15 protein-coding genes are annotated in these 13899 nt (G+C 63.6%); 11 read left to right on the forward strand and 4 right to left on the reverse strand.

Features of this window, described 5'->3' with window-relative positions; all coding sequences use genetic code 11:
• Positions 1-31: 31 nt before the first annotated feature.
• Complete coding sequence (locus tag NGM99_RS12225) at positions 32-757, forward strand: AzlC family ABC transporter permease (protein WP_252819297.1); 726 nt, start codon at positions 32-34, stop codon at positions 755-757.
• Positions 754-1101, forward strand: a complete 348-nt coding sequence (locus NGM99_RS12230) for an AzlD domain-containing protein (protein WP_252819299.1) — start codon at positions 754-756, stop codon at positions 1099-1101. Before NGM99_RS12225 ends, NGM99_RS12230 begins: the two co-directional genes overlap by 4 nt.
• On the opposite strand, the gene NGM99_RS12235 is transcribed toward NGM99_RS12230, so the two are convergent.
• The 4 genes from NGM99_RS12235 to NGM99_RS12250 all read right to left on the reverse strand — a co-directional run bounded on the left by NGM99_RS12235 (position 1098) and on the right by NGM99_RS12250 (position 3993).
• Positions 1098-1523, reverse strand: coding sequence for an HIT family protein (locus NGM99_RS12235; RefSeq protein WP_252819301.1), 426 nt, complete (start codon positions 1521-1523; stop codon positions 1098-1100). The genes NGM99_RS12230 and NGM99_RS12235 overlap by 4 nt on opposite strands.
• Positions 1510-2679, reverse strand: coding sequence for a GNAT family N-acetyltransferase (locus NGM99_RS12240; protein WP_252820030.1), 1170 nt, complete (start codon positions 2677-2679; stop codon positions 1510-1512). The genes NGM99_RS12235 and NGM99_RS12240 overlap by 14 nt, the downstream gene beginning before the upstream one ends.
• A 16-nt stretch (positions 2680-2695) precedes the next feature.
• Positions 2696-3424 carry a glycerophosphodiester phosphodiesterase gene (locus NGM99_RS12245; RefSeq protein ID WP_252819302.1) on the reverse strand — a complete coding sequence of 243 codons (729 nt, stop codon included), beginning with the start codon at positions 3422-3424 and terminating at the stop codon, positions 2696-2698.
• Positions 3425-3522: 98 nt separating this feature from the next.
• Complete coding sequence (locus tag NGM99_RS12250; RefSeq protein WP_252819304.1) at positions 3523-3993, reverse strand: RidA family protein; 471 nt, start codon at positions 3991-3993, stop codon at positions 3523-3525.
• A gap of 123 nt (positions 3994-4116) precedes the next feature.
• Here NGM99_RS12250 and NGM99_RS12255 point away from each other — a divergent pair, with 123 nt between their 5' ends.
• The 9 genes from NGM99_RS12255 (at position 4117) to bamA (ending at position 13872) form a co-directional block, all read left to right on the forward strand.
• Complete coding sequence (locus NGM99_RS12255) at positions 4117-4944, forward strand: cell envelope integrity EipB family protein (RefSeq protein WP_252819306.1); 828 nt, start codon at positions 4117-4119, stop codon at positions 4942-4944.
• A gap of 198 nt (positions 4945-5142) precedes the next feature.
• Positions 5143-5964, forward strand: coding sequence for a 30S ribosomal protein S2 (gene rpsB, locus NGM99_RS12260; protein WP_252819308.1), 822 nt, complete (start codon positions 5143-5145; stop codon positions 5962-5964).
• Positions 5965-6080: 116 nt separating this feature from the next.
• Positions 6081-7004 carry a translation elongation factor Ts gene (gene tsf / locus NGM99_RS12265; protein ID WP_252819310.1) on the forward strand — a complete coding sequence of 308 codons (924 nt, stop codon included), beginning with the start codon at positions 6081-6083 and terminating at the stop codon, positions 7002-7004.
• Between the two features lie 131 nt (positions 7005-7135).
• Positions 7136-7858: a UMP kinase gene (gene pyrH / locus NGM99_RS12270; protein ID WP_252819312.1), complete on the forward strand. Its 723-nt coding sequence runs from the start codon at positions 7136-7138 to the stop codon at positions 7856-7858.
• A 30-nt stretch (positions 7859-7888) separates the two neighbouring features.
• Complete coding sequence (frr, locus tag NGM99_RS12275; protein ID WP_252819313.1) at positions 7889-8452, forward strand: ribosome recycling factor; 564 nt, start codon at positions 7889-7891, stop codon at positions 8450-8452.
• 32 nt (positions 8453-8484) lie between these two features.
• On the forward strand, positions 8485-9207 hold the full coding sequence (locus NGM99_RS12280) for an isoprenyl transferase (RefSeq protein ID WP_252819316.1): 723 nt from the start codon (positions 8485-8487) through the stop codon (positions 9205-9207).
• Positions 9204-10052 (forward strand): phosphatidate cytidylyltransferase, encoded by an 849-nt coding sequence (locus tag NGM99_RS12285; protein WP_252819318.1) that lies wholly within the window; start codon positions 9204-9206, stop codon positions 10050-10052. Before NGM99_RS12280 ends, NGM99_RS12285 begins: the two co-directional genes overlap by 4 nt.
• A 91-nt stretch (positions 10053-10143) precedes the next feature.
• Positions 10144-11283 (forward strand): RIP metalloprotease RseP, encoded by a 1140-nt coding sequence (rseP, locus tag NGM99_RS12290; protein ID WP_252819319.1) that lies wholly within the window; start codon positions 10144-10146, stop codon positions 11281-11283.
• 213 nt (positions 11284-11496) lie between these two features.
• Complete coding sequence (gene bamA, locus NGM99_RS12295) at positions 11497-13872, forward strand: outer membrane protein assembly factor BamA (RefSeq protein WP_252819321.1); 2376 nt, start codon at positions 11497-11499, stop codon at positions 13870-13872.
• Positions 13873-13899 lie beyond the last annotated feature (27 nt).

A 13899-nucleotide genomic window follows, 5' to 3' on the forward strand; every position in this document is an offset into this window, starting at 1 on the left:
TTCGGGCTCTGGTCCGCTAAGGACGAGGCCCATGCCGCTTTCCCCAGAATCACATCTATCCTGGTTCCGCGCGGGCTGCCGCGCGGCGCTTTCTGTGCCCGGCTTCATCCTGCTTGCCGCCTTTGTCGGTTTCGCAGGGCTGGCTAACGCGGCGGGCTTCACGCTCGCGCAGACGCTTTTCACGGTGCTGACGATCTGGGCGCTGCCCTCGATGGTGGTGCTGGTGGGCTCGGTGCAGAACGGGCTGTCACTGCCTGCGACCGCTCTGGCGGTGGCGCTTTCCGCAGTGCGGCTGATGCCGATGGTGGTGGCGCTGGTGCCGGAGATGCGGGACGCGAAAACGCGCCGCGTGACGCTCTACTTCCTGTCGCACTTCATCGCCGTCACCTCCTGGGTGATGTCGTTTCAGAGGTTTCCGGACATCCCGCGCGAGCAGCGCACGAGCTTCTATGCTGGCCTGGCGGCGATGCTGATGGTGATGAACCTCGCGGTGGTCGCAGTGGTGCATCCGCTGGCGAAGGAGCTGCCGCCCACACTCTCCGCGCTGCTGCTGTTTCTGACGCCGATGTATTTCCTGACTTCGCTCTGGGGCTCGGCGCGGGAGATCGCGGGCGCCTATGCGATGCTGCTTGGGCTGGTGCTCGGGCCCATCTGCCACGTGCTGGTGCCGCAGGCCGACCTCCTGGTGTCGGGGCTTGTCGGTGGCGCGCTGGCTTACGGATTGCAGCGTTGGCAGCAGGGCCGCAGAGGCGCATGACGTTCGACGCGTTCAGCCATCCGCTCTGGCCGTATCTGTTCATCCTCGTCGCCGGAAGTTTCGCGACGGATATCTGGCGCTTTCTCGGCGTCCATTTCGGCAGCCGGATCGACCCGGATTCGGAGGCGCTGGTGATGGTGCGGACGCTGGCGACCGCGCTGGTGGCCGGTGTGATCGGCAACCAGATCGTGTTTCCGAGCGGCGCGCTGGCGGATGTGCCGCTGCTTTTGCGAATCGGCGCGGCGGCGGCGGGGTTTGCGGCCTACCTCGTTCTCGGCAAGCGCGTGCTGGTCGGCATCGTCATTGCCGAGGCGGTCCTGCTCATAGGAATTCTGCTGAATTAGAAGCCGAGTGCGCCGATGATGAGTTCGGCGTTCCGTGCGAGCACGTCGGGCTTCTCCATCTCGGTCGTGGGCGGCGAAAGGGGCACGCCTTCGAAGCGCGGTATGATGTGGACGTGGAGGTGGAACACCACCTGCCCGCCCGCGGACTCATTGAATTGCTGAACGGTGACGCCATCGGCATCGAAGGCCTTTACGACGGCACGGGCGAGTTTCTGCGTGGTGACCGCAACATGCGCGAGGCTGTCGGGCGCCACGTCGAGGATGTTGCGCGCTGGCGCCTTGGGGATGACGAGGCAGTGGCCTCTGCCGCGGGGCATGATGTCCATGAAGGCGAAGGTGTGCTCGTCTTCGTAGAGCTTTTGGGCGGGAAGCTCGCCGCGCAGGATCTTGGCGAACACGTTGCTCTTGTCATAGTCCGCCATCGTCGCTGTCCTTCGCGTCTTTCCTGAACGGGGCATGTTCGGCGTAATAGGCGCCGGCCATTTCGACCTGTCGCGATTCCTGCCGCAGATAGTCTGCCACGGCGCGGCGCAGGCCGGGATGGGTGAAATAATGCGCTGACTGCGTTTCCACCGGCTGGTAGCCGCGCGCCAGCTTGTGCTCGCCCTGCGCGCCGGCTTCAACCACGCGCAGCTTGCGCTCGATCGCGAAATCGATGGCCTGATGGTAGCAGACCTCGAAATGCAGGAAGGGGTGGTCCTCGACGCAGCCCCAGTTGCGGCCGAACAACGTGTCCGCGCCGATGAAGTTGATGGCGCCTGCGATGTAACGACCCTCGCGCCTGGCCATGACGAGCAGGATGTCGTCGGCCATGCGCTCGCCGATCAGCGAGAAGAAGCGGCGGTTGAGATAGGGGCGGCCCCATTTGCGGGAGCCGGTGTCCATGTAGAAGGCGAAGAAGGCATCCCACGCGGATTCCGTGAGATTCTTGCCCGTCAGCCATTCGACCGTGATCCCGGACGAAAGGGCTTCGCGGCGCTCCTTCTTCAGCCCCTTGCGCTTGCGCGAGGAGAGGGTGGCGAGGAAGTCGTCGTAGGATGCGTAGCCGTCGTTGAAGAAGTGGAACTGCTGGTCGATGCGGCGGAGAAAATCCGCGCTTTCAAGAGCGGCCATGTCTTCGTCGGTGGCAAAGGTGACGTGAGCGGAGGAAATGTTGAGCTTTTCGGCGACGGCACGGAGGGCGGCGGCGAGGACGGGTTTGCGCTCGGGTGCATCGGCGGGGGCCAGCAGACGGGGACCGGTGGCGGGGGTGAAGGGGACGGAGACCTGGAGCTTGGGGTAATAGTCACCGCCCGCGCGCTCCAGCGCGTCGGCCCAGCCATGGTCGAAGACATATTCGCCTTGGCTGTGGGATTTGAGGTAGCCGGGCACGGCGCCGAGAAGCTTGCCGTCGGACGATTCCAGCCGGAGGTGATTGCCCTGCCAGCCGGTGCGGGCGGTGGCGCAGCCGGAATCTTCGAGGCTGAGCAGGAATTCGCGCGACAGGAAAGGGTTGTAGCCGGGCTCGCCGCGCGTGGTGCCGGCGAGGCTGCTCCACTCCGCCGGCGAAAAGTCCGTGATGCTCGAAACGACGCGCACGAGCGCGTCAGGCGTCTCAGGCAAGAGCGGCGAACTCCGGCTCGAAGCCTTCGAAGGTCATCTGGTCCGCATGGGCCTGGGTTTGGCTCACCGCAGCCTCGTCGCGGACCGTCCACGTGATCACCGGCATCTGCAGCCTTTCGCGCACGAATGAGACGAAGCGGTTGGGCAGGGCCGCCACCTCGTAGGACACGAAAGATATGCCATGGGCGAGCATGGAGAAGTGGGCTTCGATCAACCCTTCGCTACTGCCATAAGCGGTGAGCCCAGCAGGGATGCCGGCGGCGTCGAGCGGGAAGCGGCGGATGATCCAGTGGTCGAAGGACATGATCGCGACCTGGCCCTCATAGAGAGCGAGCTGTTCGGCGACGCGGGCGACGAGGCCGTCGTCGTGACCGGGAATGCCCTTGATCTCGATCACGAGCGGCACGCGGCCGGCTACCAGCCTCAGCATCTCGGCGAGCGTCGGCACGTGGTCATGCGTGCCGCCGACCTTCAGCGCCTGAAGCTCGGCGGCGGTTCGCTGCCAGACATAGCCGTCCTCGCCGGTGAGGCGGGTCAAACCGTCATCATGGAAGACGACGGGGATGCCATCGAGCGAGAGATGGACGTCGCATTCGATGGCGTAACCGCGATGTGCTGCGCGCTCGAAGGCGGAAAGCGTGTTTTCCCAGCATTGCTGGTTGCCGTCATGCAGCCCGCGATGGGCGATGGGGCGATGGGTCAGCCAGGAAATATCGGCCATGGATATCTGCCTCAGGGACTCTCTGAAAATGTTCTCGGGTCGGGCCAGCGGTTCTTTCGCTGCGCTGGCCCTCCATCGATGAATTCCCGAACAGTCTCTTACTCGGCTACCTCGATGACCGCTTCGACCTCGACCGGCGCGTTCAGGGGAAGCGCGGCCATGCCGATGGCGGAGCGGGCGTGCTTCCCCTTTTCTTCGCCGAGCACTTCGACCAGGAAATCCGATGCACCGTTGGCGACGACCGACTGGCTGGTGAAGCTTGGATCGGAGGCGATGAAGGCGGTGATCTTCACGATGCGCTTGATCTTGTCGAGATCGCCGAGCTCGGCCTTGGCGATGGCCAGGATGTTGATGGCACAAAGGCGCGCGGCGGCCTTGGCGTCTTCCGGCGAAACGTCACGGCCGACAATGCCGGTGGTTTCGAGCTTGTCGTTGACGAAAGGCAGCTGGCCCGAGGTGAAGATGAGGTTGCCGGTGCGCGTGTAGGGCACATAGTTGGCGGCGGGTGCTGCCACTGCGGGCAGTGTGATGCCTTGTGCCTGAAGCTTCTGTTCTGCCTGTCCTGCCATCGGTGCCGTCCTGCTCTGATGTGCGGCATCGGAGCTGCGTTTTTCGCCTCGCTTCCGCCACCGCTTCCGGTATGTTCGATCACCCGAAGCGGCGATCAGCGTTGGCCGCCATGGAGTTGATCGATGTTCAAGTTGCGGCTCGTGACAACCTTGTTGGCCTCGGTGGCCGGGCTGGGTTCAGCCTTCGCCGCGCCGCTGCTCGTGCCGCATCGCGCGGTTTACGACCTCGTGCTCGATCAGGCAACCGACCGTTCGGGGATCACCGGGCTTCAAGGCCGCATGGTCTATGAGTTCAACGGCAACGAGTGCGAAGGCTACACGGTGACCTTTCGGTTCGTGACGCAGATCGCCACGAATGACAGCTCGCGCGTGACCGACCAGCAGACCACGACCTTCGAGGGCGGCGACGGCAACTCGTTCCGATTCGTCACGAAGTCGTTCGTGGATCAGGCGCTCGACAAGGAGATCCGCGGCGAGGCCAAGGTGGAGCCGGACAAGCTCGACGTTGAAATCCAGCAGCCATCCGCGCAGAGCCTTTCGCTGGCGAAGTCTCAGTTCCCGACGCGGCATCTGATGGAGATGATCGACAAGGCCGAGAAGGGCGAGACCTTCTACGAAACGAGCCTGTTCGACGGCTCGGACGACGCCGACAAGGTGATGACGACGACCGTCGTGGTGGGCAAGAAGACGGCCGCGCCGAGCGACGACCCAGAGCTGCCGGCGGCGCCCGGGCTCGCCAAGGACCAGTATTGGCCCGTCGAGATCGCCTATTTCGACACCGGCAAGAACGATGGCGAGGGGCTGCCGGAATATCGCACCAGCTTCAAGCTGCACGAGAACGGCGTGACGCGCGATCTCGTGATGGATTACGGCGACTTCTCGATGAAAGGGAAGCTCGTGAACTTCTCGCTGCTTAAGCCTTCGACGGCTGCCTGCGACAAGCCGAAGTAAGGTCGTTCACCTTCGATAGCTCCGCCTGCGCGCAAAGGCTTGCGTGACGGCGCTTTGCCGCTTATATGCGCGGCTATTCCACACACGGGCTTTGGTTTCGGTTTCCGGGAGACATCCGGCCGAGACCTCCGGTGGCATCCGGGAATTCCTCTCGGTGCCGATGGTCCGTGGAGGCTCAACCGGAAAGGAAACTGACTAATGGCTCTGCCAGATTTCACCATGCGCCAGCTTTTGGAAGCCGGTGCGCATTTCGGCCACCAGACCCACCGCTGGAACCCGAAGATGGCGCCCTACATCTACGGCGCGCGCAACAACATCCACGTCATCGACCTCAGCCAGAGCGTGCCGCTCCTGCATCAGGCGCTCAAGGTGGTGTCCGACACCGTGGCCCGTGGCGGTCGTGTGCTCTTCGTCGGCACCAAGCGCCAGGCTTCGGACATCATCGCCGACGCTGCGCAGCGCTCGGCGCAGTATTACGTGAATTCGCGTTGGCTCGGCGGCATGCTGACCAACTGGAAGACGATCTCGAACTCGATCGCACGTCTCCGCAAGCTTGACCAGACGCTGGGCGAGGAAGGCTCGGGCTTCACCAAGAAGGAACGCCTGAATCTCGACCGCGAGCGCGAGAAGCTGAACAAGGCTCTCGGCGGCATCAAGGACATGGGCTCGACGCCTGACCTGATGTTCGTGATTGACACCAACAAGGAAGCGATCGCCATCCAGGAAGCCAAGCGTCTCGGCATTCCGGTCGTCGCGATCATCGATTCGAACTGCGATCCGGACGGCATCGACTATCCGATCCCGGGCAACGACGACGCCGCGCGCGCCATCCAGCTCTATTGCGACCTGATCGCGCGCGCCGCCGTTGACGGCATCGCCCGCCAGCAGGGTTCGTCGGGCTACGACATCGGCGCGGCCGAAGAGGCTCCGATCGAGCCGGCGCTCGAGGAGGCTCCTGCCGCTGAGGCTCCGGCGGCTGACGCTGCCGAGGCCAACACCGAAGTTCAGCAGTCGGCCTGATCGCGTTTTTCATATCCGGTCGGGCGGTTTCGGCCTGACCGGTCACATTCGTGTCGGGCGCATCGTTCATCAAACGGTGCGCCCGACCTGTTTCAAGATACTGACAAGAGGATGAGATGAGCATCTCGGCTGCACAGGTAAAAGAACTCCGCGAAGCCACCGGCGCGGGCATGATGGATTGCAAGGCCGCGCTCGGCGAAACCAATGGCGACATGGAAGCCGCCATCGACTGGCTGCGCAAGAAGGGCATCGCCAAGGCCGACAAGAAGGCCGGCCGCACGGCGGCCGAAGGCCTGATCGGCGTCGCGTCGGAAGGCAACAAGGCGGTCGTCGTCGAGGTCAATTCCGAGACGGATTTCGTGGCCCGCAACGACGCGTTCCAGCAGATCGTGCGCAATGTGGCGCAGGTGGCGCTCGAGACGGACGGCTCGACGGATGCTGTGGCCGAGGGCCGCTATCCGGGTGGAACGAAGTCGGTGACCGAGACCATCAAGGATGCGGTCGGCACGATCGGCGAGAATCTGAGCTTCCGCCGTTCGAAGCTGCTCGAAGTCAGCCAGGGCGCGGTGGCGACCTATGTGCACAACAGCGTCGGCGAGAACCTCGGCAAGCTGGGCGTGCTGGTGGCGATCGAGACCGCTGGCGACGCGGAAGCCGCGCGTAACTTCGCGCGTCAGGTTGCGATGCATGTGGCCGCGACCAACCCGCTTTCGCTGAACGAGACCGATCTCGATCCGGCGGCCGTCGAGCGCGAGAAGGCGATCTTCTCCGATCAGGCGCGCCAGTCGGGCAAGCCGGAGAACATCATCGAGAAGATGGTGGAAGGCCGTTTGCGCAAGTTCTACGAGGAAGTCGTGCTGGTGAAGCAGGCTTTCGTGCTCAACCCCGACCTGACCGTCGAAAAGGCGCTCAAGGAAGCCGAGAAGGAAATCGGTGCGCCGGCGAAGATTTCCGGTTTCGTGCGCTTCGCGCTGGGCGAGGGCATCGAGAAGGAAGAGTCTGATTTCGCTGCGGAAGTCGCGGCAGCCGTGAAGAAGTAAGCGCAAGCACTTCGCTTCAACGAGGAGGGCGCCGCGTGACATCGCGGCGCCCTTCGTGTATCCGCCGTTTCGCTGCGCGAGAACTCGCGCCGGCTCAGCCCTTAGTTTTGCGTCTTAGCGATGGAGCCCCGATGTCGGAGAAGCCAGTTTACCGCCGTGTCCTGTTGAAGGCCTCGGGCGAAGCCCTGATGGGCGGCCAGGGGTTCGGTATCGACGTGTCCGTCGCCGACCGCATCGCGTCCGACATCGCCGAAGCACGCGCGATGGGCGTGGATGTCGGCGTCGTGGTGGGTGGCGGCAACATCTTTCGCGGCGTGGCTGTGGCTTCCAAGGGCGGCGACCGCGTGACGGGCGACCACATGGGCATGCTCGCCACCGTCATCAATTCGCTGGCGCTGCGCACCTCGCTTCACAAGATCGACGTGGATGCGGTGGTGCTGTCGGCCATCGCGATGCCCGCTCTTTGCGAGAGCTTCTCGCAGCGCAAGGCGACGGCCTATCTCGATGCGGGCCGCGTGGTTCTGTTTGCCGGCGGCACGGGCAATCCCTTCTTCACGACCGACACGGCGGCAGCCCTTCGCGCGGCCGAGATCGGCGCCGGCGCGCTGTTCAAGGCGACGCAGGTGGACGGCGTTTATTCGGCCGATCCGAAAAAGGATGCGAATGCCGTGCGTTACGACCGCATTACCCATGACGAGGTGCTTGCGCAGGGCCTCGCTATCATGGATACCGCTGCGATCGCGCTTGCGCGCGAAAACCGAATTCCGATCATCGTCTATTCCATCCAGGAAGCGGGTGGGCTGGGCGAGATCCTGCGTGGCGGAGGGAAACGCACGGTCGTTTCCGACGCCTGACCGCGCGACGAGCAGACAGGAGATTTCTCGATGAGCACGGACGGTATCGACTTCAAGGATGTTCAGCGTCGCATGGACGGCGCCTTGACCTCGTTCAAGAACGATCTGGCTTCGCTTCGCACCGGCCGTGCCTCGAGCAACCTGCTCGACCCGGTGCAGGTCGCCGCCTATGGCAGCACCATGCCGCTGAACGCGGTGGCGACTGTTTCCGTGCCCGAGCCGCGCATGATCTCGGTGTCCGTCTGGGACAAGCAGATGGTGGGCGCGGTGGACCGTGCGATCCGCGAATCCAATCTCGGCTTCAACCCGATCGTAGACGGCACCACGCTGCGCATTCCGCTGCCCGAACTCAACGAGCAGCGCCGCAAGGAATTGGTGAAGATTGCGCATCAATATGCGGAGCAAGCTCGCGTCGCGGCACGCCATGTTCGGCGTGACGGGATGGAGCAACTGAAAAAAGCCGAAAAGGATGGCTCATTGAGCCAGGACGATTCGCGCATCCATTCCGAGCGCGTGCAGAAGATGACGGATGAGACCATCTCGTCGATCGAAAGCGCGCTGAGCGGCAAGGAAGCGGAGATCATGCAGGTTTAAACCGCTCCACCGAGCGGGCCGGGAAGCGGGAAATGACCAGCCCATCGCATGTCGCCATTATCATGGACGGAAACGGACGCTGGGCGAAGGCGCGAGGCCTACCGCGCCTGGCGGGCCATCGCGCGGGCGTGGAAGCGCTGCGCCGGACCGTTCGCGCTGCCGGCGACCTCGGCATCGAGTGGCTGACGGTCTACGCGTTTTCCTCCGAGAACTGGTCGCGGCCGGAGCCCGAGGTGAGCGGGCTGATGGGGCTGCTCAAGCTCTTCATCCGACGCGATCTGGCCGACCTTCATGCGCAGGGCGTGCGGATCCGGGTGATCGGCGACCGGGAAGGCGTGCCGAGCGACATCCGGCATCTGCTCGAAGAAGCGGAAGCGCTGACGGCGAACAACCGCCTGCTCAAGCTCGTGATCGCGTTCAATTATGGCGGGCGCGACGAGATCATCCGTGCGGTGAAGAAGGTCGCGCAGGCTTCCGCGCAGGGACTGATGACGGCTGACACGCTGACGCATGAAAGGTTCGCCGCGTTCATGGATACGGCGGAAATCCCCGACCCTGATCTGGTGATCCGCACGAGCGGCGAAATGCGGCTGTCGAACTTCCTGCTTTGGCAGGCGGCCTATAGCGAATTCGCGTTTCTGCCCTGCTATTGGCCCGACTTTTCCGAGCGCGACCTGCGCGAGGCGATCGAGATTTATGGCCGGCGCGAGCGGCGCTTCGGCGGGCTCGTCGCCCAGGATGCGGCCGCGTCGTGACGGCGGGGCCAAGAGACACACCCTCTTCACCGCGTGTCCGCAGCAATCTGCAGCTTCGCGTCATCTCCGCCATCGTTCTGGGCGCGCTGGCGATTGCCGCGACCTGGGCGGGCGGGTTCTGGTTCCAGCTGTTCTGTGCGCTGATCGGCGCGCTCGTCTTCTATGAGTGGGCGGCCATGACGCGTGCCATCTGCGATCGGCGGGCGCAGGTGCTGGCGGCGATAGCGCTGGCCGTGGCGCTGCTCGCACTGGTGATCGAGACGCCGTATCTCTCCTTCATCGTCGCCGGTGCGGTGGCAGTCATGCTCGTCGCGACGCTTTTCGACCGCGAGGCCTGGATCGTGGCTGGTGGGATCTACGCGCTGGTTGCAGCCCTGCCGCTGGCGCTTTTGCGTGGCCATGAGTTCGCTGGGCTCGCGGCCGTGCTGGTGCTTTACGCGCTGGTTTGGGGCACCGACACGTTCGCCTATTTCGTCGGACGCAGCCTGGGCGGGCCGAAGCTGGCGCCGGCCATCTCGCCGGGAAAGACGTGGAGCGGCTCGGTCGGCGGAGCGGTCGGCGGCACGCTTGCCGCGCTTTTCGTCGGCTATCTCTGCGGGGTCGCCATCGACGTGCGACTGGTCCTTGTTCTTCTCATCGTCTCCGTCATCTCTCAGATGGGCGATCTCTTCGAATCCTGGGTCAAGCGGCGGCGCGGGGTGAAGGATTCCAGCCATCTCATCCCTGGCCATGGCGGCGTGATGGATCGGGTGGATGGCTTGATCGTGGCCGCGCTGGCGTTCTGGCTGATTGGTGGGCTCGTGGGTGAGTTCGACGCGCCTGCTCGCTGGCTTTTTCCGGTTTAGTGGCGTGCGCTGGCACTCAGCCACGCTTCCGCCTTGTTCACGCTGCCTCTGCTAAAGGCGCGTTTCGCATCATGTTTTCGGATTTCAGCTTTTGAGCGACGTGTTTTCATCCGTGTTCGGCCTAGAGGGCATCCTGCTCGGCACCCTTGTGCCGTTTCTTTTCGTGCTGACGGTGGTCGTGTTCGTGCACGAGATGGGCCACTACCTTGTCGGGCGCTGGTGCGGGATCGGCGTACAGGCTTTCTCCATTGGCTTCGGGCCCGAGCTGATCGGCTTCAACGACCGGCGCGGGACGCGTTGGAAACTGTGCGCCGTGCCGCTCGGTGGCTATGTGAAGTTCGTCGGTGACATGAACGCGACGAGCGCGCCCGATCCCTCGCAAGTCGCGAGCCTCAGCGAGGAAGAACGCCGCGTGGCGTTCCATACGCAGCCCGTGTGGAAGCGGGCGCTGACGGTGTTTGCGGGACCGGCCTTCAATTTCATCCTGACGATTGCCGTGTTCGCGGTGATGTTCGGTCTTTATGGCCGTTACGTGCTGGAGCCGGTGGTGGCCGAGGTGCGCCCGAACAGCCCGGCGGCGGTTGCGGGTTTTCAGCCGGGCGACCGCTTCCTGCGGGTCGATGGCGCGAAGATCACCAATTTCGGCGATGTGCAGCGGATCGTCAGCGGGCGGGCGGGCGACGCCATTCCGTTCTTGGTGGCGCGCGGCGACCGGGAGGTGACGCTGACGGCGACGCCGGAACTCAGTGCGCAAAAGGATGCGCTGGGCAACGATGTGAAGATCGCCGTGATCGGCGTCGTGAACAGCCAGGAAGTCGGCCAGCCGCGCCTGATAGAGTATTCGCCCGCGTCTGCCGTGACCGAAGCCGTGCGCGAGACGTGGCATGTGGTCGAGCGGACCGGACAGTTCCTAAGCCGCTTCGTGGTGGGGCGCGAGGATCGCTGCCAACTGGGCGGCCCGGTGCGAATCGCCGACATGGCGGGCAAGGCGGCCGCGCTTGGATTCGAGTGGTTGGTGCAACTCGTTGCGCTGCTTTCTGTGGGTATCGGCATCCTGAACCTGTTGCCGATCCCACCACTCGACGGGGGGCATCTGGCTTTCTATGCGGTGGAAGCCGTAAAGGGACGACCGGTCTCCGAACGTGCTATGGAGGCGGTCTACCGAGTCGGATTCATGCTCGTTCTGGGCTTCATGGGTTTCGTGTTCTGGAATGATCTGTTCGGGTGTTGAGTGAGGGAGGGACGTCCACGGCGGCATTAGCCGTCTGTTCACCATGATGGTGCGTGGGCGTGTCGAGAATGCCACGGTCAGGGGTGCTGGTAAGCGCAAGTTAACCAGAAACCTTGCGTGTAGGGAAAACTTCAGTAAGACGTGAGGCCTAGTTTGGGCCGAGACGTCCGGATTTCTCGCCGTGGGGACTTCGAGAAAAGGTTACATGGGCCTATGAAGGCATCTTCGAGTTTGTTGAGCGCCGTTTCGGCGGTGGCGTTGTCGGCCGGTGTGACCGTGGCCGGCGTTGGTGCTGTTGGGCTGGCGAGCGTGACCGCTGCCCATGCGGCCGTGGTGAGCAATATCGACGTGCGGGGCAACCAGCGCGTCGAGGCCTCCACGATCCGTGACTATGTCGGCATCCGCCCCGGTCAGAACTTCTCTTCCGGCGACGTTGACGAGGCGACCAAGCGCCTGTTCGCGACCGGCCTGTTCTCCGATGTGAGCGTGAACCAGCGCGGCTCGACACTGGTGGTCGAGGTGTCGGAATACAAGGTCGTCAACCAGGTCCTGTTCCAGGGCAACAAGAAGATCAAGGACGCGCAGCTGAGCCAGGGCGTTCAGCTGAAGCCGCGCGGCACCTTCTCGCAGTCGCAGCTCGACGCCGACGTCGAGACCCTGCGCGAAGCCTATCGCCGCGTCGGTCGTGACGATGCGACCATCACCGGCCGCACCATCGACCTCGGCGAGAATCGTGTGAACGTGGTCTATGAGATCAACGAAGGCGACCGCACCAAGATCGCGTCGATCAACTTCATCGGCAACGAGGCGTTCAGCGACCGTCGCCTTTCGGAAGTGATCACGATCAAGCGCTCGAACTTCCTGTCCTTCCTGTTCCGCGACGACGTGTATGACGAGCAGCGTCTGCGCGCCGATGAAGAGGCCCTGCGCCGCTTCTACTTCAATCGCGGCTATGCCGATTTCCAGGTGGTGTCGTCTTCGGCCGACCTCAACGAGGCGACCAACGAGTACACGATCAACATCACAGTCGAAGAAGGCCAGCGCTATACGTTCGGCAATATCTCGGTTGAAAGCTCGATCCCCGAAGTCAATGGCGACTCGCTGCGCAGCGCGCTGCAGACGAGCGAAGGCAATGTCTATTCGGCCGAGAAGATCGAAAACTCGATCGTCGCTCTGACCGAGCGCGTGGCCGGTCTCGGCTACGCCTTCGCGCAGGTGACCCCGCGTGGCGACCGCAATTTCGAGAACCATACGATCAACGTCGTCTATGCCATCGACCAGGGTCCGCGCACCTATGTCGAGCGCATCGAAATCCGTGGCAACAGCCGTACGCGTGACTATGTGATCCGTCGCGAGTTCGATGTTTCGGAAGGCGATGCGTTCAATCAGGTCCTGATCCAGCGTGCGAAGAAGCGCCTCGAGGCGCTGAACTTCTTCGAGTCGGTCGAAGTTTCGACCGCGCCGGGTTCGGAAGCCGATCAGGTCGTGCTGGTGGTGGACGTGGTCGAGAAGTCGACCGGCGAGTTCAATATCGGCGCGGGTTACACCACGGGCGGCGACTCGTCGGGTCCGACGGTGGAAGGCTCGATCGCCGAGCGCAACTTCCTCGGTCGTGGCCAGTTCATCCGCTTCGCGGCAGGTGGCGGCAAGGACTCGCGTGATTATCGCGTGTCGTTCACCGAGCCCTACTTCCTCGGTCGCCGCATTTCGGCGGGCTTCGACGTGTACCACTCGACCCGCGAGTATCGCCGCTACGATTCAGAGTCCACGGGTGCCACCATCCGCTTCGGTCTGCCGATCACGCAGGCGCTCTCGACGCAGCTCGCCTACAACATCGTGCGCGAAGAGTACGATCTGGACGATTGCGACGACGACGATAACGATCCCACCGATTTCTGCGATGGTGACGTGTCGCGCGCCATCTTCAACGCGGTCGAAGACAGCCCGTGGACGAAGTCGTCGGTTTCGGCGAGCTTGCTCTACAATACGATCGACGATTTGAAGAACCCGCACTCGGGCCTCTACATCACCGGCACCGTCGAAGCCGCCGGTCTCGGTGGCGACGCGCAGTGGGTGAAGTTCACGACACGCGGTACGCTTTACCACACGCTCTCGGAAGAGTTCGACGTTGTCGGTTTGCTGACGGGTGGTGCAGGTTACGTCGCCAGCTATGGCGACAAGGACCTTCGCGTGTTCGACCAGTTCCGTGGCAATGACCGCATCATCCGTGGCTTCAAGGGTGGCGAGTTCGGTCCGGCGGCGGTGACCGAGGACGGCGACTTCGATCATGTGGGCGGCACGACCTACTTCAGCGCTTCGGCTGAAGCCCAGTTCCCGCTGCCCTATATCCCCGAGAGCTTCGGCCTGAAGGGTGCGATCTTCGCCGACGCGGCGACGCTTTACGGCAACGATGTGCGTTCGGGCGACGAGTTCGTGTCGGTCGACTCGCAGCTGCGCGCTTCGGTCGGCGCCGGCCTGATCTGGTCCTCGCCGTTCGGTCCGCTGCGCGTCGATTACGTGAAGGCGATCAAGAAGGAAGACAGCGACGAGGAAGAGAACTTCTCGTTCGGCATGTCCACGCGCTTCTAAGCTTTTGGAGATGCCGTCGGCGATTGC

Source organism: Mesorhizobium liriopis (assembly GCF_024053505.1).
Taxonomy (GTDB): Bacteria; Pseudomonadota; Alphaproteobacteria; order Rhizobiales; family Rhizobiaceae; genus Mesorhizobium_B; species Mesorhizobium_B liriopis.